The organism is Polynucleobacter sp. AP-Latsch-80-C2 (assembly GCF_018882185.1).
In the GTDB taxonomy this organism is placed as follows: domain Bacteria; phylum Pseudomonadota; class Gammaproteobacteria; order Burkholderiales; family Burkholderiaceae; genus Polynucleobacter.
In genome coordinates this window covers 108,543-132,216 of the sequence record NZ_JACVOY010000005.1, presented here as the reverse complement: position 1 = coordinate 132,216, position 23,674 = coordinate 108,543, and the positions used below count along the sequence as shown (strand labels likewise).

The window sequence follows — 23,674 nt, the reverse complement described above, 5'->3', positions numbered from 1 at the left end:
AATACCAGTTAAAAGGATCTTGGGAGACCAAGAATATGCTCGGCCACGTAGGAGTAGATTAAGTTTGTTGAAATTGGGGCAACTTGATACAGACGTGTCTCTCTGAATTTTCGTTCAACGTCGTATTCATTAGCAAAGCCAAACCCACCATGAGTTTGTAGGCAAACATTAGCAGCCTCCCATGAAGCCTTAGCAGCTAAGTATTTGGCCATATTGGCTTCTGGTCCACAGGGTTGATGGCTGTCAAAGAGTTCACAAGCTTTAAAGCGCATTAAATTTGCAGCTTCGGTTTCAATATAACTATCGGCAATTGGGAATTGAATGCCTTGGTTTTTTCCAATAGGGCGGTCAAATACAACGCGCTCATTAGCATAGCGTGTAGCGCGATCAATAAACCAATAAGCATCACCAATGCACTCAGCAGCAATCAGTACTCGTTCTGCATTTAAACCATCTAAGATGTATTTGAATCCTTGACCTTCTTCACCGATTAAATTTTCTGCTGGAATTTCTAAATTATCAAAGAAGACTTCATTGGTTTCATGATTCACCATATTGGCGATGGGTCTGACTTCCATGCCCTTACCAATGGCATCTTTGAGGTTGACGATAAAAATCGACATACCTTCTGATTTACGCTTCACCTCACTCAAAGAGGTAGTGCGTGCCAGTAGGATCATCAGATCAGAGTGTTGAATCCGAGAGATCCACACCTTTTGACCATTGACAATGTATTTATCCCCTTTTTTAACGGCAGTTGTTTTGAGCTTGGTGGTATCAGTTCCTGTAGTAGGTTCAGTTACCGCCATACTTTGAAGTCGCAACTCACCAGAAGCAATTTTGGGTAAATACATTTGCTTTTGTATTTTTGATCCATGGCGAAGTAAGGTGCCCATGTTGTACATCTGGCCATGGCAAGAACCTGAGTTACCGCCCGAAAAATTAATTTCTTCCATGATCACTGAGGCTTCAGCTAAACCCAGGCCAGAGCCACCGTATTCTTCAGGGATTAGAGCTGCTAACCAGCCGGCATCGGTCATTGCTTTAACAAAAGCCTCTGGATAGCCACGTTCGTGGTCGATTTTTTGCCAGTAGGCAGAGTCAAAGCTCTTGCATAGGTCGCGCAGGGCCTCGCGCATATCTTGGTATTGGTCTGGCTTAGGGATCGGTTGATTCATTAATGTCTCAGTTAATCAATTTTTGGTTTATTTGATGAATTGGACAATAGTTTAAGCAAGATTTGAAAATCCGTGAAAATAGCAAAAAGAAGGGGACAATAAGCCCTAGAAATGAATAAAGGGCCAAGATTTTGCCAATTGAAAATTTACCTCAACAAATCCTGAAAACTTCTGGGATGCTGCCTTAATGGAGCAGATGTTCGGACATTTTTTCTCATGGTTTGGTATGCCCTCTGTTGGACTGCCTGCTGTATTCATTAGCGCATTTATTTCCGCAACGCTAATTCCCATTGGTTCGGAGCCCATCCTATTTGGCTATGTCTCGATTGAACCGCAGATGTATTGGATCGCTATTATGGTGGCGACAGTTGGTAATACTTGTGGAGGCATGCTTGATTGGTGGCTTGGATTCATTGGTCGACGTAGTTTTGAGTCATTAAAGGGGCCAACGCATGGCCGTGTGCAAGCTTGGTTAGCAGCGCGGGGCCCGAAGATGCTCCTACTATCTTGGTTGCCTGGTTTTGGTGATCCACTCTGCTTTGCCGCAGGATGGTTGCGACTCGCATGGATGCCATGCTTAATTTATATGTTCTTTGGAAAACTGTTTCGTTATCTCACGATAACCTGGATGCTAACCTTAGTTCCCAATAGTATTTGGCATCAGCTTGGACATTGGTTGCATTTGTTTTAAACCGCGCAATACTTTTGCTGAATATCATCGTTATTCAGTAAATTCTGAGCCGTATCATGAAATACGATCTCGCCCTGATCCAAGATATAAGCACGATCTGAAATCTTCAAAGCCTGTTGGACGTTTTGCTCTACCAAGAGGATGGTTAAACCCTTTTGCTTAAGATTGGCAAACAATTCAAACATCTCATCGACTAAGACTGGCATGATGCCTTCGGATGGCTCATCGAGTAGGATGACTTTTGGTTTTCCAATCATCGCCCTAGCAATAGCTAGCATCTGCTGCTCGCCACCAGACATGGAGGTGCCATCCTGATGAAGACGCTCTTTGAGGCGGGGGAAGGTCTCTGCAATCTCATCCACCATGGCACTCATATCGCCACGATTCTTTTGGGCAATGATGCCAAGCTCTAGGTTTTCCTTTACGGTGAGGCCAGGAACAATCCGGCGGTCTTCAGGGACATATGCCAAGCCTAGATGGAAGCGGGCGTGTGCTGGCATATCTAAAAATGAAGTCCCATCAATCGAGGCTGAACCTTGGCGCTTAGAGAGTAAGCCCATGAGGGAGCGCAGGGTGGTTGTTTTGCCTGCACCATTACGACCCATTAAGGTCACGATTTCACCTTTGTTTATTTCGAGTGAGATGCCTTGTAAAACGTGGCTTCGGTCATACCAGGCATTTAAGTTTTCAACACGCAACATAGATCGCTTTCAATTTAACCTTGGCCCAGGTACACGCGGCGTACCTCTGCATTATTTTGAATTTCTTCTGGAGTTCCTTCAGCTAAAAATTCGCCATGGTGAAGAACAATGATGCGTTTACATAATCCCATAATGAGTTTCATCTTATGTTCAACCAAAATAACGGTACGCTCACTTGCTAAGGTGCGAATGAGATCCATCATGACGAGTGTTTCTTCAGGTGACATACCAGCCGTAGGCTCATCTAAGAGTAGTAGGCTAGGATTGCAAGCCAATGCCATGGCAATCTCGAGGGCCCGTTGCTGGCCATGGGCTAAATCCCCAGTCTTCTTATTGCGAAGATGTTCTAAATTGACTCGGCGCAATAGTTGATCGGCTAGCTCGATTGGTTCAGGGTAGCTTTGGGCATTCCGTAAAAAGTTATAGCGTGCGGTTTCCATTTGCGCTGCCACTCGGACATTTTCATGAACGCTTAATTGCTTAAAGACATTGGTAATCTGGAAACTTTTGGATATTCCAATGCGGGCAAACTCATACTGTTGCATGCCGGTAATATCTTTACCGTTAAATAAAATTTGACCGCTAGTGGGAGGGAATGCACCACTCAGAACATTAAAGAAGGTGCTTTTCCCTGCGCCATTGGGACCTATGATGGCAGTCAAAGTTCCAGGCATAAAGCTAGTGGATACGTTTTGCAAAGCTTTGAACTTACCAAAACTTTTGCTGACATTGCGCGCTTCAAGAATAGGGGTTTTATTAGCGTTATTCATTATTTTGAATCCTGCCCAATTTGGAGCTTGCTCAGAATGCTTCCCCAGATTCCTTTTGGGAAGAACAGCACAAAGAACATAAAGACGAGGCCGATGACCGCCATCCAATGTTTTGTGAAGGTCGTCACTACATCCTCAAGATAGAGCATGACTGCAGCACCTATAAAAGGCCCAAAGAAAGTACCCATGCCGCCCAAGATACTCATCATCACCGCCTGACCTGATTGCAAGTAATGCAAGGAGTCGATCGGAACAATAGAAAGATGGAGGGCGCGCAAAGAGCCAGCTAATCCACAAATCGCGGCAGATAAAACGAAGACCAGTAATTTGGTGCGGGCCACATCAAAGCCACAAGCCGATGCCCGTTTCTCATTTTCACGAATCGCTTCCATCACGGCACCAAGGGGTGAGTTGAGGATGCGTGAGATAAACCAGATAGCGATGACTACAAAGAAGAGAATGATGTAGTACTTCACCAGGGGATTTAAAAAATCTACTGGGATACCCAAGATATTGAAGGTATCGACTCTCACGCCACGCAAACCATTTTCACCGCCAGTAAGGCTCTCAGATTTATAGAACAAGTAGTACATGATTTGGCCAAGCGCCAATGTCACCATTGAAAAATAAATGCCTCGGGTGCGGATCGCCAAGAAGCCCATGATGAGTCCGGCGATGGCTGATCCAATTACGCCAATCAGAATAGCGGTTCCCCAGGGTAGTCCATAGTGAACAATGCTAATGCCGGTGAGATAACTGCCAGTACCTAAAAAAGCAGCGTGGCCGAATGAGAGTAGGCCCATATAACCAAAGAGCAGATTAAAGCCCATGGCAAATAAGCCGAAGATCAGGATGTTGATTGCTAATGCTTCATACGGCATGATGAACGGAAAGATAGCCAAGAAAAGCGTGCTGGCTAATACGCGATGACGTGCAATGAATTGGAAAAATGAGTTCATATCGTTATCTAGGTCTTAGCCCATCGCTCCTGCTTTACCAAAAAGTCCTTGCGGGCGAATTAATAACACAACAGCCATCAGAACAAAGATAGAAAGTTCGGCAAGATCTGGAAAGAAGAGGGAAGTCATGCTGTAAACGATGCCTACTAGTAAGCCCGCTACTACAGCCCCGACGGGAGATCCCATGCCGCCCACAACTGTCACCACAAAGGACTCGGCCAAAATGGGTATGCCCATTTCTGGGTTTACTGAGCGAGTGGGGGCAGCTAAGATACCGGATAAGCCAGCGATAGCACAACCTAGCGCAAACACGAGCAACCAAACCTTGGCAATATCAACACCCAGAACTTTCACGATCTCTTGGTCGGCAGCGCCCGCTTTAATAATGAGACCGTAACGGGTTTTTTGAATAAAGAACCACACACCAAAAATAATGACCGCGGTCGCAGCAATTAAAAATAAACGATATTTAGGGAAGTAGCCAATACCTACATTGACGGTGCCGCCTAAGCCCTCGGGGGTGACGGATGGAAGACCTTCGATACCAAAAGTGACGCGCATTACCTCAATCAATACGTAGGATAGGCCAAATGTCAGTAGGAGGGGGTAATCGATACCGCGACCATACAAAGGCCTCACCAAAAAACGTTCCGTTACTAAGCCAAGGCATCCTGTCAGGATGGGGGTTAGCAATAAGCTAAACCAGAAGTTTCCAGTAACGCCTAAAAAATAAACGCCTAAGAAGGCGCCAACCATAAAGAAGGCGCCGTGGGCAAAGTTCACTACATTGAGCATGCCAAAAATCAAGCATAAGCCCAAGGCTAATAGCGCATAAATACTACCGAGAGCAATCCCGGTTAGTAGTTGCATGCATAAAAGTTCGAATGTCAGACCAGTCATAGATGTACTCAGAAAAACTCCCCTTGACCCAAATAGATCAGGGGGAGTAGTTCAAGGCATTCAGATGAATGCCTTGACGTGTTTGCCTTAGGCTTTGTGACCCAATTCTGCGCAAGAACGCATGTTCTTTTCAGTCGTGGGTTCGATCGTCAAAATATTGAAGACGTCATACTTGTCTTTCATATTCTTAGACTTGGATTCCACAATAATGACAGTCTGAACTGCTTGATGATCACATTTACGATAGTACTCAGGTCCTTTGTACCAGTCGTACTTCAGGTTTTCCATGGCAGTAACTACCTTCATGGTGTCAGTTGATTTTGCAATCTTGATGGAAGCTAAAACACTCTTCACACCAGCGTAACCTAATGCGCCGTAATCAGACGGTACAGAGCCGTTATACATTTTGCGGAATGCATCGTTGAATGCTTTAGCAGTAGGGATGCGATCCTCTAAACCCCAGTAGTAGGATGTGCCGCCGATGATGCCTTCAAAAGCTTCAGGGCCACCAGCAAGGCGTGAGGTATAGAGCAAAACGGGGGTCACAATTTTCATGCTGGACTTCAAGCCAAAGTCGGTACATTGTTTGGCGGCATTTACTAAGTCACGACCGAAATTACAAAGCACCAAAATATCGGGATTCAGAGCTTTAATGCGTGGCAAGAAAGCAGAGTAATCCGATGCGCCCAATGGATGACGAATATCCGCTAGGGTTGTCGCACCCATTTCTTTTCCAGCACGCTCAAAGGCGCGAACCATCTCATGACCATAGGCATAGTCAGCGGTTAAGAATACAATCTTTTTGCCAAATCGTGGAATGGAGTAGCGAGCAACAGCGCCAGCGGTCATGGTCGGATTTAACGCTTCGTGGAATGTATAAACGCTCCAGTCTTTTGCTTCATTGATGGCGTCAGATTGACTAATAGAGTTAAAGAGCACTTTACGTTCTTTGCAAACTGCATTAATCGAGAGTTGAGTAGCAGCCGACAGTGAGCCAACGACGTAATTCACTTTATCTTTTTCAATCAACTCTAGGGTGCGAGTTGCAGCTTCACCTGGGTTGAGTTTGTCATCGCGCACTAAGAGTTCAGCTTTGCGTCCATTAAAGCCGCCGGCATCATTAAATTCTTTGATAGCCAATTCAGCAGCCTTGACTTGGTCTTGTGCTTCTGCAGAGAAGGGGCCGGTTAAGGGTGTTGGAAAACCAATCTTAATGGTGTCTGCTTGAGCATTTGCTACGTTTAACCAGAGTGGAGTGCTCGCTACGGCAGCTCCACCGATCAATACTTTTCTTCTGGATTGATTCGTTACTTTTTGTTTCATGGTTGTCTCCTCCATATAAAACCTGTTTAAATAAGAATACTTTTTTATGTTCTAAATCTTAACTGAATGCACCAATGAATGCGTGGACTCAGGCACTGCTTTCCCTTGGGCTAATAAATCACTGATATCGATTGCAGTTTCAGCCATGACTGTGTCGGCATTGCGTTTCAGGTTTTCGCTATTAGGGGTACCTTTGCTACCCTGGGCCTGCATATATCGACCTAAATATTGCGCTCTGGCTACCACTTGCTGACCCAGTTGAAGCCGCTCATCTCTATACGCTTGCAATGCAGCGGGAGTTGCCCCCAGTTGGGCAATATGTTTAGCAATCACCATTGCCTCATCGCCTGCCTTAGTGACGCCCATACCGACATGTGGCCTTCCAACGAAAGCAGCATCACCCATTAAAGCAATGCGCCCAAATACAATTTCCTCGGAGCGCACATCGTAAATCGCCTGCAAGAATGGCGCTGCCGTTTTTTCCAGGATCTCTGCGTATTGCGGCGCCAGAATCTCTTTGGCTTTTTGGCGCATTTTGTGAATATGTTTCCAGGAAACTTTCAGAGGTGGAATTCCGGCTGGATAGTAGTGGCCATCATCATCCGTCAAGAGACTAACAAGCTCATCGTTTTCAGAGGCGGGGCGATACCAGACAAAGTTGTAACGGCGCTTTCCTGGACGTGTGTCATTGCCTGATCCTGCTACTGGATAGCCCAGCATTTGTTCGCCATTTGGTAGGCAAAAGCCAAAACGATTGAATAAGGTATCTAAGGTGTATTTGGAGAGACAGGCTTCATCACATACACCACGCCAGGCAATGTAACCAGCATATTCAGGTTGGATCTCTGGAGCGACTTGTGCTCTGACCCCAGAGCGGATTCCATCAGAAGCAATTAATACTTCTGCTTCGTATTGACTGCCGTCTTCGCAGCTTACATACACAGCATCATTATCTTGCTTGACTGCAATGACGGTTTTGCCCTGTAGATAGCGTTCGCTAGGAAAGCTTTCTTTAAGCATCTGATACAAGCGACTCCAAGAGGTTAATACTTGTGACAACTCCATTTCACCCAGGCTTTGCCCATCTTCACCTAGCGTCACTCGCTTTGTTACTGGAACACCCAGGGTGTCATCTACTGTTACACCGGCAGCACGCAGCGCATTCGCTAAAGCATCGTGCGTCACAATCCCTGCACCTCTACCATCTAGTGAACCTAGGGCTTTCTCCAATAAGGTGACGTCATGACCTTGGCGCAGCAACATATTCGCTGCAAATAAGCCTCCAAGAGATCCGCCCACTACCAGAATTTTTGCCATGAATGCTTTCTTATGCCGCCTTGGCGTCTAAAGCAGCTTTTTCTTCTGCTGGATAGTTCAATTCGATGACCACACCATTGGGATCATCTAGAAAGATCTGATGGAGTTTGAGAACTGGAACGGTACGCTCGCGGTATTGAACCTTCATGGATTGAAGCAGTGCAATTTTTTCTTCGAGACCATTTGCAAAGAAGGCAATATGGTCAACTGCACCTGAGCCGTGCAGAGAAGAAGGATCGCGATCTCCAAGATATTTCTTTAAGCCATTGGGATCATTCTTATCAATCGCAATCAGATGGAGTACGGCATTGGCCCAGCTACTCTCATCACCGTTATAGAGCCATACACCAGGAAAGGGAAATTCTGGTCTTGGTCCAACAGTTAAGCCCAATAATTTAGTAAAGAACTCAGTCGTTTTTTCAATTTCAAGACTGCGAATGGAGAAGTGGTTAAGGCTTAAGTTGGACATGTCGACCTTTGGAATTAAGCAAATAGAGATTTAGCGGAGTGAAGGTAGGATTGCACGCGATCACGAATAATTTCTTGTTCGGTGTCTGGGCTCTCTGCGGCATATATCGCTTGACCATAGATCCAGCGGCGCATGCCAATGTAAAAGATACCACCATGTAAGCCCATGAGGAACTCCAGTTCCCGCTGAGTAGGCTTAGGTGTAGTCGGTTGATTGCAGTACTTGCGAGTCTCGCGTATAAGTCTTGGTAATAAGCGCGAGCGCAATAACGCAAAGAATCGATCGCTAATACTGTGATCACTCAAGCCTGAGAAAATTAAGATGCGTACAAAGTCATAGGTGAGGACAGTATTGGTGTAATCCAAATAAAAAGCATTGAACTTTTCTTCAGGAGTCAGCGACTCATCATCCAGTAGTGTTTCCCACTCGGGTTTCCACCTGGATTCAAATACCTCTTTGTAAACTTCTTGTATCAGTGCGTCTTTAGTTGGAAAGTAGTGATAGAGGAGGGTGTGGGTGACACCTAATTCCTTGGTCAGATTTCGGAGCTGACCGTCAATCCCGTATTTGGCAAAAAACTGAATGGCGCGATCCAAAATTTGACGTTTCCGCTCGGCAGTACTCATCCGACGCCTCGTTGGGGCGATGGCATCTACCGAATTTTCGGCTTGATTTGGGCTGGAAACGCTATCTTCAGTAAAACGCATGGATTCTCAGGGTTTATCCGAATTTGGACTTATTGACCAAAAGTTAAATAATGGTACATTGTTGAACAATTGGTCGATAAGACTCTATTCGTACAAACCCCAAGGAGAGTAAATGGAACTCAATGGCGAGCAACTCATAGCCGCTCCAATCCCAGATGTATGGAGGGGATTGAACGATATTGATGTGCTGGCTAAGTCCATTCCGGGTTGTGAGGAAATTAGCCGAATCTCTCCAGAGGAGGTTCATGCCAAGGTGATGTTCAAGATTGGCCCTGTCAGGGCACGTTTTTCGGGCAAATTGCTCCTCAGCGACATTATTCCTGACCAGTCTTGCTCTATGGCTTTTGAGGGATCTGGTGGCGCAGCTGGCTTTGCCAAAGGCAAGTCCCGCGTTGAGTTGAAGCAGGCAGAGGGTGGAACTTTGATTTCATACACGACTGAAGCCTCTATTGGCGGAAAGTTAGGACAAATTGGCGGGCGCTTAATTAGCGCATCAGCAAAAAAGATTGCAGATGATTTCTTTCAAAAGTTTGCAAAAGAATTAGGCGGGGAGACAGTGGTGCTGGAGTCTGGTACTGGTAGTGAGTAGTAAGGCAGTCATAAAAAATAAAAATTGCAGTAAGCGCATTAGCAAAAAAACATAAAGCCTTAAGGGCTAAAAAAATGGCAGTGGAGGAGACACAATGAAAGCCGCAGCATTTGATTATGTAAAGCCAAAGGCCTTGCCTGAGGCCTTATCTCTATTGTCTGAGGCAGGTGAGGATGCGCGTTTAATTGCAGGCGGTCAAACCTTGCTGGCCACATTAAATATGCGTCTATCAGAGCCAAGCGTACTGATTGATATTACGGATATCGCTGAGCTAAAGGGCATTAGCGTAGTTGGCGACCAGCTCAGAATTGGTGCGCTAGTAACGCACACCGAAATTGAAGATTCAGAGTTAATTACCAAGCATGCGCCCTTATTAAAAGCTGCAGTGCCACACATTGCGCATCGTGCTATTCGTAATCTGGGTACATGGGGTGGATCATTGGCGTACGGCGATCCAGCAGCAGAATGGCCAGCATGCAGCTTGACTTTGAATGCCGTCATGATTATTTGTGGTCCTGCAGGTGAGCGCCGTATTTCCGCTCAAGATTTTTTTATTGATCTTTACACCACCTCACTTGAGCCAGATGAAATCCTCGTGGCAACCGAATTTCCAATTGCCACTCAGGATCAAGTTTTTTATTTCCATGAGCTAGCTAGAAGGCATGGCGATTATGCCGTTGCAGGTTTAGCTGCGGTAGCTAAGAAGCAGGGCGATGTCTTAAATGATTGCGCTTTTACTTTTTTCTCTGTGGGCGCTACTCCAGTGATGGCTACTAGCGCACAGAACTTGGTTGATGGTCACAAGCTTGACGAAGCCTTAATCGGTAAAGCGGTAGCAGCAGCTCGCTCAGAGATCGAGGCGATTGCCGATATTACGAATAGTGCAGAAGCGAAACAACATTTAATCGGGGTATTGCTTGAGCGTGGTCTCAAGCATTTGGTTTCCTGAAATACGTCAGAAAAGAATTCGGAGATTTTGATGAGCATTAAGAAAAAAATTGCAATGACCGTGAATGGCGTTTCTGTAAAAGCAGAGATAGAGCCGCGAACCCATTTAGTAGATTTCTTGCGCGAAGAACTGCATTTAAAGGGCCCCCATCTTGGCTGTGAACAGGGCGCCTGTGGTGCCTGCACCGTGAAGGTAAATGGTCAAATTATTCGGGGATGTTTATATCTCGCGATTCAGGCGGATGGTGGCGAGGTTGAGACGATTGAAGGTCTTACCAAGAGTGGTGCCTTGTCGGATCTGCAGGAGTCTTTCATGCGTCATAACGCGATGCAATGTGGGTTCTGCTCCTCTGGAATGTTGTTAGCTGCAGCCGAATTAATTGAACTAAGACCCAAAGCGACGCGTGAAGAAGTGCGCGAATGGATCTCGGGAAATTATTGCCGCTGCACTGGTTATCACTCGATTGTGGATGCCATTGTCGATGTATTGGATGCACGTGCTAAGGGTCAAAAAATCAAACCCGTTGTTGCTCACGCTTAATCGAATTAGGAAACCGTAAGATGAATAAGCCAAGTGATTTAAAGGGACTGGTATTGGATCCCGTGACCAATGATCAACGCTATATTGGTAATAGCGAACCAAGACACAGTGCAAGACGCCTTCTAGAAGGCCAAGGAACTTATATCGATGACATTAAGTTACCGCGCATGGGACATGTTGTTTACTGGCGCTCCCCTGTGGCGCACATGAAGATTGGTAAGATTCATAAAGATGAAGCAAGCAAGATGCCGGGCGTACTCGCAGTGGTGGATGGCGTGGAAATGGCAAAAATTTGTAAGCCTTGGGTGGCAACGCTAGGCCACTTAGCGGGCATGAAGTCTGCGCCACAACATGCCTTAGCGATTGATCGCGCATGTTGGCAGGGTGAGCCGGTAGTGGCGGTAGTAGCAGAGACCCGAGCACAAGCTGAAGATGCTTTGCAGTTAATTGATGTGGAGTGGGAAGAGTTGCCGGCTGTTGTCTCTATGGAGACTGCCTTGGATCCACAGACGCCATTAATTCATCCTGAGCTTGGTGATAATTTATGTTTTACCCGCAGCTTAGATGTCGGAAATGTAGATGAGGTATTTGCTAATGCTGATGTAGTCGCGGAAGCTACCTTTGGTTTTGGTCGACATACTGGCGTCACCCTCGAGCCTCGTTGTCAGATTGCGGATTACAACCCAGGTGAGCGGCGCTTAACGGTATATCACTCCCAGCAAGCGCCCCACATGATGCAAGATTTGTATTGTCGTCAGTTTGGTCTATCCGAATCCGATGTGCATGTGATCTGCAAAGATGTTGGCGGTTCCTTTGGCATCAAAGTACATGCCTATCCTGATGATTTTGCTACGGTTGGCTTAGCAATGATGCTTGAGCGCCCCGTGAAGTTTGTGGCGGATCGTCTCGAGTCATTTACGAGCGATATCCATGCGCGTGAGCATCGTATCAAGGGTCGTATTGCTGCTAATAAGGCAGGCGATATCTTGGCCTTTGAGATTGATGATTTAACTGCCATTGGTCCTTATTCAATGTTTCCGAGAACCAGCGCCATCGAGGGTAACCAGGTGGTCAATTTAGTTGGCGGACCCTATAAGCATCAACACTATCGCGCCAAACTCAATGTCGTATTTCAGAATAAAACGCCAACTTGTCAGTATCGCGGTGTGGGTCATCCGATTGCCTGTGCAGTTACCGAGGGCTTGGTAGATTTAGCGGCACAACAGTTACAGATGGATCCTTTGGAGTTCCGTAAGCGCAATGTGATCCCGGATGATGCTTATCCTTGCTCAGGAATTTCAGGAATCAAATTAGAAGTTCTTTCGCACGAGCAATGCTTACGCACAATCGAAAAGATGATGGACTATCCTGCCTTGCGTAAGGAGCAAGAGGAATTGCGTAAGCAGGGCATCTATCGCGGTATTGGTTTCGCAACCTTGATTGAGTTGACTAATCCAAGTCCAGCATTTTATGGTGTCGGTGGGGCGCGGATTGCCTCTCAGGATGGTGCAACAGTCCGCCTAGATCCAAGTGGAGTAGTTTCGGTATTAATTGGTGTTGGTGAGCAAGGCCAGGGTACTGAGGGTATCTATGCCCAAATTGCAGCGGATGCGGTTGGAGTCGCCATCAATCAGGTACGCATTGTTACTGGCGATACCGATGTCACTCCTTATGGGGGTGGAACCTGGGCATCACGGGGCGCAGGCGTTGGCGGTGAGGCAGTGCTTTTAGCTTGCCAAGCTCTACAAGAAAATATTCTCAGATTAGCAGGGGCAATCTTGAACAGATCTGCTACTGAGTTATCAGTTCGCAGAGGTCATGTGCTAGATAAAGCCAGTGGTGAGTCACTGCTACCTTTTGGTGAGATTGGACGGATTGGATATTTCCGAACCGATACTCTGCCTGCAGGATTTTCAGCTGACCTGATGGTGACGCGTCACTACACCCAGAAAGAGTACCCATTTATTTTTACGAATGGCGTTCAGGCTTCTTATGTTGAGGTAGATCCCGAGACTGGTTTTGTAAAACTACTCAAGCATTGGGCGGTAGAAGATTGCGGTCGAGTGATTAATCCTATGTTGGTCGATGAGCAAGTTCGCGGCGCTATTGTTCAGGGTATTGGTGGCGTATTGTTTGAGGAATGTCTCTATGACGAAAGCGGCTTGTTACGCAATGGCAGCATGGCAGACTACTTGGTACCTATGGCCAATGAAATGCCGGACATAGAGGTAGCGCACGTAGAGACGCCAACGCAATCTTCCAAGCTAGGTGCAAAAGGTGCAGGTGAGGCTGGTACTGCGGGTGCGCCTGGTGCCGTACAAAATGCAATCAATGATGCCTTGGCACCATTCAAGGTAAATGTCTTTGATCAGCCTATTACTTGCGAAAAGATCCTGCGGGCCCTCAAAAAGATCTAATTTTTCCTCTGATCCTTATTTTCTTGGTGCATACCCCATCCTCATGGGGTATGGGTATCCTGTAACATCAAGTTTTAGCGGTCGCTATTTTGCGACCCCCCCTGATTAACTTGATACGGTATTGAAGATATGTCCACATTAAAAGGTAAAACAGCCCTGGTAACAGGTTCTACTAGCGGTATTGGCTTGGGAATGGCAATTGCATTGGCAAAGCAGGGCGTCAATATTATGGTGAATGGCTTTGGCGAAAAAGAGGAAGCCTTAGCAAAAATTAAAGCTTGCGGCGTTGAGGTAGATTATCACGGCGCAGATATGAGTAAGCCTGCTGAGATTGAAGATCTCATCAAGCAAACTGAAAAACGTTTTGGTTCCTTGGATATCTTGGTGAACAATGCCGGCATTCAACACACCGCCAATATTGAAGATTTTCCTACTGATAAGTGGGATGCCATCATTGCGATTAACTTAAGCTCTGCTTTTCATACGACGCATCACGCCTTGCCTGGAATGAAGAAACGCAATTGGGGTCGCATCATCAATATTGCTTCAGTTCATGGTCTGGTCGCATCTACACAAAAAGCAGCCTATGTCGCAGCCAAGCACGGTATTGTCGGATTAACAAAAGTCACCGCCTTGGAAAATGCGCGCACTGGCATTACTTGTAATGCTATTTGCCCTGGTTGGGTTTTGACACCCTTGGTCCAAAAACAGGTAGACGCTCGTGCTGAACGTGAGGGGATCTCTAACGAGGCAGCAAAGCAAGCGCTGGTTTCTGAGAAGCAGCCTTCAGGAGAATTTGTAACTCCTGAGCAGTTGGCAGCTTTAGCGGTATTTCTCTGTGGACCAGATGCCTCTGAAGTTCGGGGCGTAGCCTGGAATATGGATGGGGGTTGGACTGCTCAGTAAATCGCTAGCAGCCCTGCCGCATATCAATACAGCCGAGTGATTACTCGGCTGTAATTTTTCTATCAGAAATAATCTTGCCCCAAGTGGCAGATTGACTAGCAATATATTTAGCAAGATCCTGACGACTACTAGGATTCGGCGTTAAGCCATGTTCTGCTAACTGTTTGTTAGTGGCCTTATCGCTGAGTACAGCAACCAATGCTTTATTCCATTTTTCTAGAATGACATCAGGTGTTTTGCCTGGCGCTACAAACGCATACCAATTCACAGCATCAAATCCTGGATAGCCAGATTCTGCAATCGTAGGAACGTTTGGTAGGGTTGGCGCGCGCTTTAAGCCAGTAGTAGCGATCGGAATGAGTTTGCCATTCTTGATGTAGGGATCAGCGGTAGCTAAAGCGGAATAGTAGGATGAGACCCGGCCACCAAGGAGGTCAACCATTGCAGGGCTGCCACCTTTATAAGGAACGTGAACAGTATCTATATCTGCTCTATCGTTTAAAAGCTCACCCTGTAGATGGGAGGCTGATCCGCTGCCAGTCGAAGCAAAAGTAATCTTGCCAGGGTTTTTCTTGGCCATCGCAACATACTCTTTGAAATTCTTTACGCCTAACTCAGGGATGACGACTAAAACGTTAGGAAAGGTAACGCCCATCGTAATCGGTGCCAAATCCTTTTGAGGGTCATAAGGCAACTTCATTAAATGAGGTGCGATAGACAGTGGGCCAATGGAGCCAAACAAAATAACGGAACCATCAGGTGTCGCATTGGCAGTATAGGCATGAGCAATATTGCCGCCAGCCCCTGGCTTGTTATCGACGATCACATTTTGACCAAGATCTTCGCTGAGTTTTTTCGCAATGATGCGGGCAGCGCTATCAGCAGATCCACCGGGGGCAAAACCAACCACAATAGTGATTGTTTTCTTGGGTGGAAATTCCTGTGCTTGGGCATGCTGTAGGCAGCCCAAGATGGCAAAGCTTAATAGTACAACTGCTTTAGTGAGGTGGCTTAACTGCATCTTCATGTCTCTATATATTTGGGTTTTAATCTGTGCAAATCAATATTCATAGTTTATCTATTTTTCTAGTAATTCATGGTTCTCTAGTGGGGGAGGGGCAGATTCCGGTTTTTGGGCAATTTTGAGTAAGAATTCCCCATTTGGGTGAACTTAAACAAATTCACTAGAATCGTTTATAGTTACACCGCATTCTTATATAAAGGAGATCCTTTCATGGCTTCAATTTTGACTTCATTAGGGCGCACCGTATTTGCTGGTTTTGCGCTTCTCGTATTAATTATTTTGGCTTTAGGCGGCAACTTTGCTTCTGCTGAATTGCCTTTCATTTTCCGCTGGTTGCACGTGATGTTTGGTGTGATGTGGATTGGTTTGCTCTGGTACTTTAACTTTGTGCAAATTCCTTCTATGCCAAAGATTCCTGATGAACAAAAACCAGCCATCGGTAAAGTCATTGCCCCTGCTGCATTGTTCTGGTTCCGCTACGCTGCTTTGTTTACAGTAGTAACTGGTTTGATTGTTGCCGCTTTAAACGGTTACTTGCATCAAGCCTTTACATTGCAAGCGCCATTCCGCGCTATTGGTTTAGGTATGTGGATTGCTTTAGTGATGGCTTTCAACGTTTGGTTCATCATTTGGCCAAATCAAAAGCGTGCCTTAGGCATGGTTACTGTTGAAGCTGATGTAAAAGCTAAATCTGCACGTGTTGCAATGTTGACATCCCGTTTAAACACATTGCTTTCAGTGCCAATGTTGTTCTTGATGGTTGCTCAATCACACAACACAACATGGTTTGTGATCGTTTCATAAATCACTCTCTGAGAGTAATTCTCTGAAGTTAAAAAGGCCCGCCATGCGGGCCTTTTTATTGGCAATGAATTTAAGCCGCTACCAGTAGGCGCTCAGACAGCGTTTATTCCAGTATCGGCGGCAATTCTTTAGTAAGTGCTGCACGTTGGGTGGTAGCGCTTCCCATTAAGGCAAAGCCTAGCAACCTGCCTTCAGGTGATTCAAAGCGTGCCTCTACTCCACCATCTACCATGATTGTTTTCCAATGGCCAGACACTCCTTTGGCCGGCGGAGAAACTACTGTCGGTAATGCGGGTGTCTTGACCATGACTGGCATTGCGGGATAGATTAGGGCGGTGGTTTGGCCGGTGAGTGTTGGTGCTAACGCTCTGGCTGCTTGCATGATTGGCATTACATAGGGGAGAACTAGCCCATCAACTTCGGCACAATCACCAATCGCAAAGATATTTTTTACGCTCGTTTCCAGTTCGCGATTCACCACAATACCCAAGTTCGTTTGCAAACCAGCAGCTTTCGCTAAGTCTAGCCGTGGTCTAAGTCCCACTGCTGACAGCACAACATCACTGCTCAAGCAGGCGCCATTAGCAAGGGCAATTTCAAGGGCATCATTCTTGTGGTCAATGCTTTGTAAGGTTGTCGCAAAGTGCCAGCGAACGCCAGCAGCACTTAATTTTTCTTGAAGCGCTGTTGCAGCTTCGGCAGGCAGAAGGCGCCCTAAGGCTTGAGGTGCTAGATCGATGACATCCACTTCGTAGCCGCCAATCACCAAGTCATTGGCGAATTCGCAGCCGATCAGTCCCGCTCCCAAAATGGCAATTCTTTTTTTGCCATCAATCAGCTGGCGAAATTTTGCATAATCCTCTAAGTCATTGACGGTGATAACTTCATCCGCAGCATCGCCTTGTAGAGGTAAGCGAATTTGATCTGCACCTAATGCAAGAACCAATTTCCCATAAGGGAATGAGCCTTGATTGGTTACTACTGTCTGACCAGTCACGTCAATGGCATTGACTTCAGTGTGTGAAAGAATGGTAATTTCTAATTGGGTAGCCATGCCATCTTGCGGTGTGGATACTAGTTGGGCAGCATCCTTTTTGCTGGCGAGGGCAGTCGAGAGCATAGGCTTGGAATAAAAGTATCCAGGCTCTTTGGTAATGAGGGTGATTGGAATCGTTTTATCTAATTTTCGTATTTCACGAATCACTGTGTACCCAGCCAATCCGCTACCAATAATGGTGATGGCAGATTGGGGTAATGATGTTTTTTGTTCCAAAGCTGAGCTCCCTAGTGCTGCGTTATTAGATGAAAGACTTAGCTTACCTGAACCATTTCAAAATCAGACTTGGCTACTCCGCAGTCTGGACATTCCCAGTCTTCCGGAATATCAGCCCATGCGGTGCCAGGAGCAATACCATCTTCCGGCAAGCCTTTTGCTTCGTCATAAATAAAACCACACACGATACATTGCCAAGTTTTCATCTGATTTCCTTAATAGATCATTCATTTTAAATTTAATTACTCATTGCTGCTCAACCGGCTGCAAATATCTTTGCCTTCTCTAAGGCCTGTTTATAGTGATTCGCATGACGTTCTTCTACATTTGCGAGGGCTGCAAAGCGTTTTGCTGCCTTTTCTAAGACTGCTTTAAATTGCTCAGCATGCTCTTTAGATTCTGCAATTTGCTCATCAATCTCTGTTACTGCAGCGGCATTGCCTTCTTCTACAGCAGTCTTGCGAAAGCTTGGATACATTTCTGTGTATTCATAGGTTTCACCTTCAATAGCGATCTCTAAGGCATGCGCTGGCGTGATTGTTTGCGCAGGGTAGAGCAAATCTAAATGACCAAAAGCATGCATGATTTCTTGATCGGCAGTGGCTTCAAAAATCTTAGCTGTTTCTTCGTCGCCAGCAGCACGAGCCAGTTTTGCAAAATAGCGATACTTAATATGAGCCATAGATTCACCAGCAAATGCAGACTCCAAATTTTGGAAGGTTTTAATTTCAGGACGTGCCATCTTGCTCCTCTTTCTTCAATGATTAACAGTGTTAGGGGTTTAGGTATTCATGCTTCCTTCACCATGGGATGAAGTTTGCGCTGAATTGATTAATCAGTCCAATGAATAGTAATGATATTATTTATCTAATAAATCGATAAGGAGGCCATATGGCTTATTTACCCTCTTTAAGGCAGTTGAGCTATCTGGTGGCGCTCGCTAAGGAGCTCAATTTCACGCGGGCTGCCGAGGCTTGCTTTGTTGGGCAATCCACTCTGAGTGCGGGATTAAAGGAGCTCGAGGAGAGTCTTGGGGTTCAGTTATTTGAGCGTGATCGTCAAAATGTCTCCATTACGCCTGCTGGCTTAGAAGTACTAGGGCGCGCTAAGACTATTTTGGCTGCCTCCGAAGATTTGGTTCAGCGGGCCGAGTCACTGGGCAAGCCGATGTCGGCAACGATACGCTTGGGTGTAATTCCAACGATTGCCCCATTTTTATTGCCTTTGGTAATGCCCAAGATCCGCAAGCGTTTTCCTAATCTCAAAATTACCTTGCGCGAGGATTTGACGGCCAATCTCTTAACCAGACTTGCAGATCACCAGTTGGACTTTGCATTAATTGCTTTGCCCTATGAGCTTGGTAATCTTCTAGTGGAAGAATTATTTAGCGATGAGTTTTGGTTGGTTGCCAGAAGTGATGATCCCGCCTTAAAGGCAAAAGAAATCACGCTACCCATCAAGATGGCGGATCGTTTGTTATTACTGGAAGAGGGTCATTGCATCCGTGAACACAGTATGCAAGCTTGCAAAAAATCCGATATCCGGAATGTCGATGGCTATGAGGCAACTAGCTTATTAACTTTGATTCAGATGGTGGAGTCAGGGCTAGGCATAGCCTTGTTGCCGGAGATGGCCATTAAGAGTGGCCTGCTCAATCATTCTGATCTCGAGGCACGTCCACTAGCAACGCCAGCTCCTAAAAGGGTCATTGCCTTGGTAGCTAGAGCATCTACTGCACACCAAGAAGAGTTTTTAGCTTTATCAAGCTGCATAAAAGAATGCTCAGAAATGAGCCAGGGCCTGAAGCGTACCCGAGGCATTTCTAAATAGACTCTCCTGCGCTCTAGAGTAAAACTTGTTACAGTCATCCATTCGAATCATTTTCAGAAAATAGAAAGAGTTATATGTCCGGCAAAGAAATTATGTTTACCCCCGTTAGTCTCGGTGCAATTCAATTGAAGAATCGTCTCGTTATGGCACCTCTCACAAGAATGCGTGCTATCGCTGGACATGTTCCTAATCCACTCGCTAAAACCTACTATTCACAGCGTGCCGGTGCTGGTTTGATCATCACTGAAGCCACTCAAATTTCACCGCTGGGTATGGGCTATCCCGCGACTCCTGGAATTTACACACCAGAGCAAACTGCGGGATGGAAAGAAATTGTTGAGGCAGTACATGCTAAGGGTGGAGCGATCGTTGCGCAGCTATGGCACGTCGGACGTATTTCTCATTCTTCATTGCATCCAGAGCATGGCGTTCCAGAAGCGCCTTCAGCAATTGCTCCTGCAGGTCAAACTTATGGGGCTGATTGGCAGCTGCAAGATTATGAAACACCAAAAGCAATGAGTGTTGAAGATATTGCTCGCTTACTCAAGGAGTATGAGTTGGCGGCACAAAATGCCAAAGCAGCGGGTTTTGACGGTGTTGAGATTCATGCGGCCAATGGATACTTATTGGATCAATTTTTACAAGACAAAACCAATCAACGTCAGGATCAATATGGCGGATCAATAGAAAATCGCTTGCGTATTTTGGGCGAGGTTATTGAAGCGGTTGCTAAAGTTTTCCCAAGCGATCGCATTGGTATTCGTCTTTCACCTTATGGCACCTTTAATGATATGGGTGACAGCGATCCAGTAGCATTATTTACTGCCGCTATTCAGAAGTTGAATGGCTATAACTTGGCCTATGTGCATATGATTGAGCCGCGCTCAACCAGTGCTGGTGGTGGTGACCAAGTACTTGAAGATGCTCCTATTACCTCAGAAATGTTCCGCTCCGCCTATCAAGGAAAATTTATGACTGCGGGTGGATATGATCAGGCGATGGGTGAGAAGGTTTTGGAAGATGGTTTAGCGGATGCAGTAGCTTACGGACGTTTGTATATTTCGAATCCAGATTTAGCGGAGCGTTTCCAGAAAAATGCACCGTTAAATCCTTATAACCGAGCTACCTTTTATGGCGGACAAGAGGCTGGTTATACCGACTACCCAACGCTCTAATGTCACTTCTGCTTAACGCAGAATATAAGACCTCATTCTTTCGGGAATAGAGGTCTTATTTTTTATCTTCAGGATCTTTGAGAAGATCGTAATGATTGGCTACAAGCAGCAATGCGAGAGAGGCGCAGCCCATTGCAAAGAATTGCCATTGATGCAACATGGCAGTGCCTACAACGGTCATTAATACAGTCCAGCCAATTGCCACTTTAGCTTTTTTAGAGAGTGGTTTCATCCTGTGTAATCCTTAAGCGTGCGCTTTAATCTTATTTAACATGCGACGAAGTGTATCGTCTTTCAGTACGTAATGTTGCCATAAGCCGGCTAAGGCATGTATTCCAATTAAGAAATACAGCGAGTTTCCTAAGAATTCATGAATTCCTTCTACTGTCTTTTTCATCTCTGGATTAGGGGTGAGCAGTTGAGGCCATACCAATCCAAAGAAATGGATTTCTTTGCCACCATACTGAAAATACAGTACGCCAAAGATAGGCGCTATTAAAAGCAGGGCGTACAGTAACCAATGCATTGCTTTAGCTAAAGAGATGAATACAGGTTTTGGGTTGCTGGGCTTAGGAACGCCATAAACTAAACGAATTATCAGTCTGAGAGCCATTGCTATAAAGATGAGTTGTCCAAAGACACCGTGAACAGTTTTACAAAGCTCACGAGGCTCGCTACCCTTTGGGAATTGCCCTTTTAATTCGATGGCAATGAAGGCCGCTATGAATAGGAGGAAAACGAGCCAATGTAGGAAGATGGAAGCAGGGTGATAGTGTTTGGTTTGCATACATTGGATGTGAATAATTTATTCATTAATATAAATGATAATCATTCTTATTACCAATACATCTTATAGGGTTAATTCATCTCTAATTACCCCCTGAGGGTGGGGATGATCTTAGTTATTGAGTCTAACTTTGGCGCTCAACTCGTTTACAGCGCCTCGCTTATCGAGTTGCGAGAGCCTCAAAGCCTCGATTTCAAAGTCTGCTTGGCCAGGATGAAATTCTTCATCATTTCTCAGGTCAATGACGTATGTCCAGATGAGTTCGCGGCCGCGGTTCTTAAAAACATCTACTACTCGTTTCATGTATACCGCCTATTTATGGACGCTGAATTGCTGCGGGTAAATGAGTCTTTAAAGACTCTTTGAGTGTAATTAAATTCTTTGGTTGAATGCGAATGACTCCGCCTCTAGGGCTATCAATATCTGCAATCAAGAAAAAAGAGATGGCAATCACAAAGGGGAAGATGATGAATAAGCCAACATTCTTTTTGAAGTTGCGTGCACCAAAACCAATCAATAGACTAGCGCAGATTGCAATAGCACCCATCAAAGTCCAGGCCGTATTGGGAATGCGATTCCACCAAGCCGCTTGAACAAAGCCCTGAGCATTCAGAACATCATTCATGCCTGAAACTACTAACATCATCATGGGAGTATTGTGAGTGCGAGCTTGTGGAAGCACCTCATTCCATAAAGCTTCTTGTAACTCATCAGTCTGTTGGCGAATATTGATCACGACTTCATGAGGTTGTTTGGAATAAAACAAAATACGAAGATCTAAATATTGATTAAGTAAATCTTTAGTTTTGGCCGCAGAGCTTGAGGGTAAGAGGTCAGCCCTAAGGTACTCGGTACCAATCGCATTGGCTTCGGCCTCCTCTAATACCTCACGTTGATCATGGCGATTGATCGCCATGGAGAAGGTAAAGCCGATGATGAGGGCTAGCAGGGTGAGGGTTGCTGTTTGAATAACTCCCAGATCCTGCGAGGTTTCACTGTCTTTCGTGCGATAGCGGCTGAGAAAGATGTTGCCAATCCAAACCGCTAGGGTAAATACGACAAAGGAAACCCCAAATAGGATGATAGGGTGGTTTAGTAAATATTTAATTTAAAAAGTTCCTGGGTACAAAATATCGGTCGTTACATTTTGAATATCGCGATGGCCAACGTGTGCCATAGTGATATCTAATTCATTTTGAATGATCTCAAGACATTTGGTGACGCCTGCTTCACCCATAGCGCCCAAGCCATAAAGAAATGGACGTCCGATCATGGTGCCCCGTGCACCTAGAGCCCAAGCTTTCAATACATCTTGACCTGAACGAATGCCGCCGTCCATCCATACTTCAATATCGTTTCCAACTGCATTTACGATGCCAGGGAGCGCGGCGATGCTAGAGATGGCGCCATCTAATTGACGTCCACCATGATTCGAAACTACCAAAGCATCGGCGCCAGAATTTGCTGCCATGCGAGCATCTTCTTCATCCAAAATACCTTTGATGATGAGTTTTCCGCCCCAGAGTTTTTTAATCCACTCCACATCTGCCCAGCTCAAGCTAGGATCAAATTGCTCTGCGGTCCAAGAAGAAAGCGAAGACATGTCACCTACACCGGATGCATGACCAACAATATTGCGAAAAGTTCTACGTGGCGTCATCGCCATACCCATACACCAGCGCGGCTTGGTGGCCATATTGATCATATTGGCAATGGTGAGTTTAGGAGGCGCTGTTAAACCGTTTTTTAAATCCTTATGTCGTTGCCCCAGAATTTGTAGATCAAGCGTGAGTACTAAGGCTGAGCATTTTGCGGCTTTAGCGCGCTCAATGAGTCGTTCTATAAAGCCGCGGTCTTTCATCACGTAGAGCTGAAACCAAAATGGTTTAGTAGTTCTCTCGGCCACATCTTCAATTGAGCAAATACTCATGGTGGATAAGCAGAAGGGAACGCCAAATTTTTCTGCAGCAATCGCCGCCAAAATTTCTCCATCAGCGTGTTGCATGCCAGTGAGGCCGGTAGGTGCTAAAGCAACTGGCATGGTAACTTCTTGGCCAACCATGGTGGTTTTGGTCGTGCGGTTATTCATATCAACGGCTACGCGTTGACGGAATTTAATTTTTTGAAAATCAGACTCATTCGCTCGATAGGTGGACTCTGTCCAAGAGCCTGAATCGGCATAGTCATAAAACATCTTGGGAGTGCGTTTTTTATGAAGTACTCGTAAGTCTTCAATATTGGTGATGATTGCCACTATTTGTCCTTCAATTAATTGAGTATTGCCTTATTTATGCTCTATCTTAGCAATACCGAGGATTTGTTTCTACAATGGTGGGGTATCCCTTGCTTGGGGCCCCTGAATACC

General features: G+C 45.7%; 27 protein-coding genes. 9 read left to right on the top strand and 18 right to left on the bottom strand.

Features of this window, described 5'->3' with window-relative positions:
• Positions 1 to 8: 8 nt before the first annotated feature.
• Positions 9 to 1,178 (bottom strand): acyl-CoA dehydrogenase family protein, encoded by a 1,170-nt coding sequence (locus ICN47_RS07345; protein WP_216219284.1) that lies wholly within the window; start codon positions 1,176 to 1,178, stop codon positions 9 to 11.
• Between the two features lie 196 nt (positions 1,179 to 1,374).
• Here ICN47_RS07345 and ICN47_RS07340 point away from each other — a divergent pair, with 196 nt between their 5' ends.
• Positions 1,375 to 1,869, top strand: a complete 495-nt coding sequence (locus tag ICN47_RS07340) for a YqaA family protein (protein WP_370626283.1) — start codon at positions 1,375 to 1,377, stop codon at positions 1,867 to 1,869.
• Here ICN47_RS07340 and ICN47_RS07335 read toward each other — a convergent pair.
• The 8 genes from ICN47_RS07335 to ICN47_RS07300 form a co-directional block, all read right to left on the bottom strand.
• Positions 1,866 to 2,570 carry an ABC transporter ATP-binding protein gene (locus tag ICN47_RS07335; protein ID WP_216219282.1) on the bottom strand — a complete coding sequence of 235 codons (705 nt, stop codon included), beginning with the start codon at positions 2,568 to 2,570 and terminating at the stop codon, positions 1,866 to 1,868. The two genes, ICN47_RS07340 and ICN47_RS07335, sit on opposite strands and share 4 nt — an antisense overlap.
• 14 nt (positions 2,571 to 2,584) lie before the next feature.
• Positions 2,585 to 3,340, bottom strand: a complete 756-nt coding sequence (locus ICN47_RS07330) for an ABC transporter ATP-binding protein (protein ID WP_216219281.1) — start codon at positions 3,338 to 3,340, stop codon at positions 2,585 to 2,587.
• Positions 3,340 to 4,299: a branched-chain amino acid ABC transporter permease gene (locus ICN47_RS07325; protein WP_216219280.1), complete on the bottom strand. Its 960-nt coding sequence runs from the start codon at positions 4,297 to 4,299 to the stop codon at positions 3,340 to 3,342. The genes ICN47_RS07330 and ICN47_RS07325 overlap by 1 nt, the downstream gene beginning before the upstream one ends.
• Before the next feature lie 15 nt (positions 4,300 to 4,314).
• Positions 4,315 to 5,169, bottom strand: a complete 855-nt coding sequence (locus ICN47_RS07320; RefSeq protein WP_255538964.1) for a branched-chain amino acid ABC transporter permease — start codon at positions 5,167 to 5,169, stop codon at positions 4,315 to 4,317.
• A 117-nt stretch (positions 5,170 to 5,286) separates the two neighbouring features.
• Positions 5,287 to 6,522, bottom strand: coding sequence for an ABC transporter substrate-binding protein (locus tag ICN47_RS07315; protein ID WP_216219279.1), 1,236 nt, complete (start codon positions 6,520 to 6,522; stop codon positions 5,287 to 5,289).
• Between the two features lie 51 nt (positions 6,523 to 6,573).
• Complete coding sequence (locus ICN47_RS07310; RefSeq protein WP_216219278.1) at positions 6,574 to 7,839, bottom strand: FAD binding domain-containing protein; 1,266 nt, start codon at positions 7,837 to 7,839, stop codon at positions 6,574 to 6,576.
• Positions 7,840 to 7,849: 10 nt separating this feature from the next.
• Positions 7,850 to 8,308 (bottom strand): glyoxalase, encoded by a 459-nt coding sequence (locus tag ICN47_RS07305; protein ID WP_216219277.1) that lies wholly within the window; start codon positions 8,306 to 8,308, stop codon positions 7,850 to 7,852.
• A 14-nt stretch (positions 8,309 to 8,322) separates the two neighbouring features.
• Complete coding sequence (locus ICN47_RS07300) at positions 8,323 to 9,015, bottom strand: TetR/AcrR family transcriptional regulator (protein ID WP_216219276.1); 693 nt, start codon at positions 9,013 to 9,015, stop codon at positions 8,323 to 8,325.
• 112 nt (positions 9,016 to 9,127) lie between these two features.
• Here ICN47_RS07300 and ICN47_RS07295 point away from each other — a divergent pair, with 112 nt between their 5' ends.
• The 5 genes from ICN47_RS07295 to ICN47_RS07275 all read left to right on the top strand — a co-directional run bounded on the left by ICN47_RS07295 (position 9,128) and on the right by ICN47_RS07275 (position 14,416).
• On the top strand, positions 9,128 to 9,604 hold the full coding sequence (locus ICN47_RS07295) for a CoxG family protein (protein WP_216219275.1): 477 nt from the start codon (positions 9,128 to 9,130) through the stop codon (positions 9,602 to 9,604).
• A 94-nt stretch (positions 9,605 to 9,698) separates the two neighbouring features.
• A complete protein-coding gene (locus ICN47_RS07290; RefSeq protein ID WP_216219274.1) occupies positions 9,699 to 10,553 on the top strand; it encodes a xanthine dehydrogenase family protein subunit M in 855 nt (284 codons plus the stop codon).
• A 30-nt stretch (positions 10,554 to 10,583) separates the two neighbouring features.
• Positions 10,584 to 11,093, top strand: coding sequence for a (2Fe-2S)-binding protein (locus tag ICN47_RS07285; protein WP_216219273.1), 510 nt, complete (start codon positions 10,584 to 10,586; stop codon positions 11,091 to 11,093).
• 20 nt (positions 11,094 to 11,113) lie between these two features.
• Positions 11,114 to 13,510 (top strand): xanthine dehydrogenase family protein molybdopterin-binding subunit, encoded by a 2,397-nt coding sequence (locus ICN47_RS07280; protein ID WP_216219272.1) that lies wholly within the window; start codon positions 11,114 to 11,116, stop codon positions 13,508 to 13,510.
• A gap of 129 nt (positions 13,511 to 13,639) precedes the next feature.
• Positions 13,640 to 14,416 (top strand): 3-hydroxybutyrate dehydrogenase, encoded by a 777-nt coding sequence (locus tag ICN47_RS07275; protein WP_216219271.1) that lies wholly within the window; start codon positions 13,640 to 13,642, stop codon positions 14,414 to 14,416.
• Between the two features lie 40 nt (positions 14,417 to 14,456).
• Here the strand turns inward: ICN47_RS07275 and ICN47_RS07270 are convergent, their stop codons facing one another.
• Positions 14,457 to 15,437, bottom strand: a complete 981-nt coding sequence (locus ICN47_RS07270; protein ID WP_216219365.1) for a tripartite tricarboxylate transporter substrate binding protein — start codon at positions 15,435 to 15,437, stop codon at positions 14,457 to 14,459.
• Between the two features lie 213 nt (positions 15,438 to 15,650).
• Here ICN47_RS07270 and ICN47_RS07265 point away from each other — a divergent pair, with 213 nt between their 5' ends.
• The gene (locus ICN47_RS07265; RefSeq protein WP_216219270.1) at positions 15,651 to 16,244 is read left to right on the top strand and encodes a urate hydroxylase PuuD; all 594 of its coding nucleotides are present in this window, start codon (positions 15,651 to 15,653) and stop codon (positions 16,242 to 16,244) included.
• A 103-nt stretch (positions 16,245 to 16,347) separates the two neighbouring features.
• On the opposite strand, the gene ICN47_RS07260 is transcribed toward ICN47_RS07265, so the two are convergent.
• From ICN47_RS07260 to ICN47_RS07250, 3 genes are read right to left on the bottom strand one after another with little or no spacing between them, the layout of a single operon-like run.
• Positions 16,348 to 17,517 (bottom strand): NAD(P)/FAD-dependent oxidoreductase, encoded by a 1,170-nt coding sequence (locus tag ICN47_RS07260; RefSeq protein ID WP_216219269.1) that lies wholly within the window; start codon positions 17,515 to 17,517, stop codon positions 16,348 to 16,350.
• Positions 17,518 to 17,555: 38 nt separating this feature from the next.
• Positions 17,556 to 17,723, bottom strand: a complete 168-nt coding sequence (locus ICN47_RS07255; protein ID WP_216219268.1) for a rubredoxin — start codon at positions 17,721 to 17,723, stop codon at positions 17,556 to 17,558.
• A 50-nt stretch (positions 17,724 to 17,773) separates the two neighbouring features.
• On the bottom strand, positions 17,774 to 18,259 hold the full coding sequence (locus ICN47_RS07250) for a rubrerythrin family protein (protein WP_216219267.1): 486 nt from the start codon (positions 18,257 to 18,259) through the stop codon (positions 17,774 to 17,776).
• A gap of 149 nt (positions 18,260 to 18,408) precedes the next feature.
• Between ICN47_RS07250 and ICN47_RS07245 the strand changes: the two genes are divergently transcribed.
• Both ICN47_RS07245 and ICN47_RS07240 read left to right on the top strand, forming a co-directional pair.
• Positions 18,409 to 19,347: a hydrogen peroxide-inducible genes activator gene (locus ICN47_RS07245; RefSeq protein WP_216219266.1), complete on the top strand. Its 939-nt coding sequence runs from the start codon at positions 18,409 to 18,411 to the stop codon at positions 19,345 to 19,347.
• Between the two features lie 74 nt (positions 19,348 to 19,421).
• On the top strand, positions 19,422 to 20,522 hold the full coding sequence (locus tag ICN47_RS07240) for an alkene reductase (protein ID WP_216219265.1): 1,101 nt from the start codon (positions 19,422 to 19,424) through the stop codon (positions 20,520 to 20,522).
• A 55-nt stretch (positions 20,523 to 20,577) separates the two neighbouring features.
• Here ICN47_RS07240 and ICN47_RS07235 read toward each other — a convergent pair whose 3' ends face one another.
• The 5 genes from ICN47_RS07235 to ICN47_RS07215 form a co-directional block, all read right to left on the bottom strand.
• Complete coding sequence (locus tag ICN47_RS07235) at positions 20,578 to 20,754, bottom strand: hypothetical protein (RefSeq protein WP_216219264.1); 177 nt, start codon at positions 20,752 to 20,754, stop codon at positions 20,578 to 20,580.
• Positions 20,755 to 20,766: 12 nt separating this feature from the next.
• Positions 20,767 to 21,309, bottom strand: coding sequence for a cytochrome b (locus tag ICN47_RS07230; protein WP_216219263.1), 543 nt, complete (start codon positions 21,307 to 21,309; stop codon positions 20,767 to 20,769).
• 111 nt (positions 21,310 to 21,420) lie between these two features.
• Positions 21,421 to 21,612, bottom strand: coding sequence for a hypothetical protein (locus ICN47_RS07225; protein WP_216219262.1), 192 nt, complete (start codon positions 21,610 to 21,612; stop codon positions 21,421 to 21,423).
• A 13-nt stretch (positions 21,613 to 21,625) separates the two neighbouring features.
• Positions 21,626 to 22,225: a hypothetical protein gene (locus ICN47_RS07220; protein WP_255538963.1), complete on the bottom strand. Its 600-nt coding sequence runs from the start codon at positions 22,223 to 22,225 to the stop codon at positions 21,626 to 21,628.
• A 192-nt stretch (positions 22,226 to 22,417) separates the two neighbouring features.
• Positions 22,418 to 23,563 (bottom strand): L-lactate dehydrogenase, encoded by a 1,146-nt coding sequence (locus ICN47_RS07215; protein ID WP_216219261.1) that lies wholly within the window; start codon positions 23,561 to 23,563, stop codon positions 22,418 to 22,420.
• Positions 23,564 to 23,674 lie beyond the last annotated feature (111 nt).

Excerpts from the sequence above, each read along its gene's own strand:
- ICN47_RS07285 (WP_216219273.1), top strand. The coding sequence starts at position 10,584 with ATGAGCATTAAGAAAAAAATTGCAATGACCGTGAATGGCGTTTCTGTA.
- ICN47_RS07270 (WP_216219365.1), bottom strand. The coding sequence starts at position 15,437 with ATGCAGTTAAGCCACCTCACTAAAGCAGTTGTACTATTAAGCTTTGCC.
- ICN47_RS07250 (WP_216219267.1), bottom strand. The coding sequence starts at position 18,259 with ATGGCACGTCCTGAAATTAAAACCTTCCAAAATTTGGAGTCTGCATTT.
- ICN47_RS07235 (WP_216219264.1), bottom strand. The coding sequence starts at position 20,754 with ATGAAACCACTCTCTAAAAAAGCTAAAGTGGCAATTGGCTGGACTGTA.
- ICN47_RS07240 (WP_216219265.1), top strand. The coding sequence starts at position 19,422 with ATGTCCGGCAAAGAAATTATGTTTACCCCCGTTAGTCTCGGTGCAATT.
- ICN47_RS07245 (WP_216219266.1), top strand. The coding sequence starts at position 18,409 with ATGGCTTATTTACCCTCTTTAAGGCAGTTGAGCTATCTGGTGGCGCTC.
- ICN47_RS07225 (WP_216219262.1), bottom strand. The coding sequence starts at position 21,612 with ATGAAACGAGTAGTAGATGTTTTTAAGAACCGCGGCCGCGAACTCATC.
- ICN47_RS07220 (WP_255538963.1), bottom strand. The coding sequence starts at position 22,225 with ATGGCGATCAATCGCCATGATCAACGTGAGGTATTAGAGGAGGCCGAA.
- ICN47_RS07340 (WP_370626283.1), top strand. The coding sequence starts at position 1,375 with ATGTTCGGACATTTTTTCTCATGGTTTGGTATGCCCTCTGTTGGACTG.
- ICN47_RS07280 (WP_216219272.1), top strand. The coding sequence starts at position 11,114 with ATGAATAAGCCAAGTGATTTAAAGGGACTGGTATTGGATCCCGTGACC.
- ICN47_RS07320 (WP_255538964.1), bottom strand. The coding sequence starts at position 5,169 with ATGCAACTACTAACCGGGATTGCTCTCGGTAGTATTTATGCGCTATTA.
- ICN47_RS07310 (WP_216219278.1), bottom strand. The coding sequence starts at position 7,839 with ATGGCAAAAATTCTGGTAGTGGGCGGATCTCTTGGAGGCTTATTTGCA.
- ICN47_RS07275 (WP_216219271.1), top strand. The coding sequence starts at position 13,640 with ATGTCCACATTAAAAGGTAAAACAGCCCTGGTAACAGGTTCTACTAGC.
- ICN47_RS07255 (WP_216219268.1), bottom strand. The coding sequence starts at position 17,723 with ATGAAAACTTGGCAATGTATCGTGTGTGGTTTTATTTATGACGAAGCA.
- ICN47_RS07300 (WP_216219276.1), bottom strand. The coding sequence starts at position 9,015 with ATGCGTTTTACTGAAGATAGCGTTTCCAGCCCAAATCAAGCCGAAAAT.
- ICN47_RS07315 (WP_216219279.1), bottom strand. The coding sequence starts at position 6,522 with ATGAAACAAAAAGTAACGAATCAATCCAGAAGAAAAGTATTGATCGGT.
- ICN47_RS07290 (WP_216219274.1), top strand. The coding sequence starts at position 9,699 with ATGAAAGCCGCAGCATTTGATTATGTAAAGCCAAAGGCCTTGCCTGAG.
- ICN47_RS07295 (WP_216219275.1), top strand. The coding sequence starts at position 9,128 with ATGGAACTCAATGGCGAGCAACTCATAGCCGCTCCAATCCCAGATGTA.
- ICN47_RS07230 (WP_216219263.1), bottom strand. The coding sequence starts at position 21,309 with ATGCAAACCAAACACTATCACCCTGCTTCCATCTTCCTACATTGGCTC.
- ICN47_RS07305 (WP_216219277.1), bottom strand. The coding sequence starts at position 8,308 with ATGTCCAACTTAAGCCTTAACCACTTCTCCATTCGCAGTCTTGAAATT.
- ICN47_RS07345 (WP_216219284.1), bottom strand. The coding sequence starts at position 1,178 with ATGAATCAACCGATCCCTAAGCCAGACCAATACCAAGATATGCGCGAG.
- ICN47_RS07265 (WP_216219270.1), top strand. The coding sequence starts at position 15,651 with ATGGCTTCAATTTTGACTTCATTAGGGCGCACCGTATTTGCTGGTTTT.
- ICN47_RS07325 (WP_216219280.1), bottom strand. The coding sequence starts at position 4,299 with ATGAACTCATTTTTCCAATTCATTGCACGTCATCGCGTATTAGCCAGC.
- ICN47_RS07330 (WP_216219281.1), bottom strand. The coding sequence starts at position 3,340 with ATGAATAACGCTAATAAAACCCCTATTCTTGAAGCGCGCAATGTCAGC.
- ICN47_RS07335 (WP_216219282.1), bottom strand. The coding sequence starts at position 2,570 with ATGTTGCGTGTTGAAAACTTAAATGCCTGGTATGACCGAAGCCACGTT.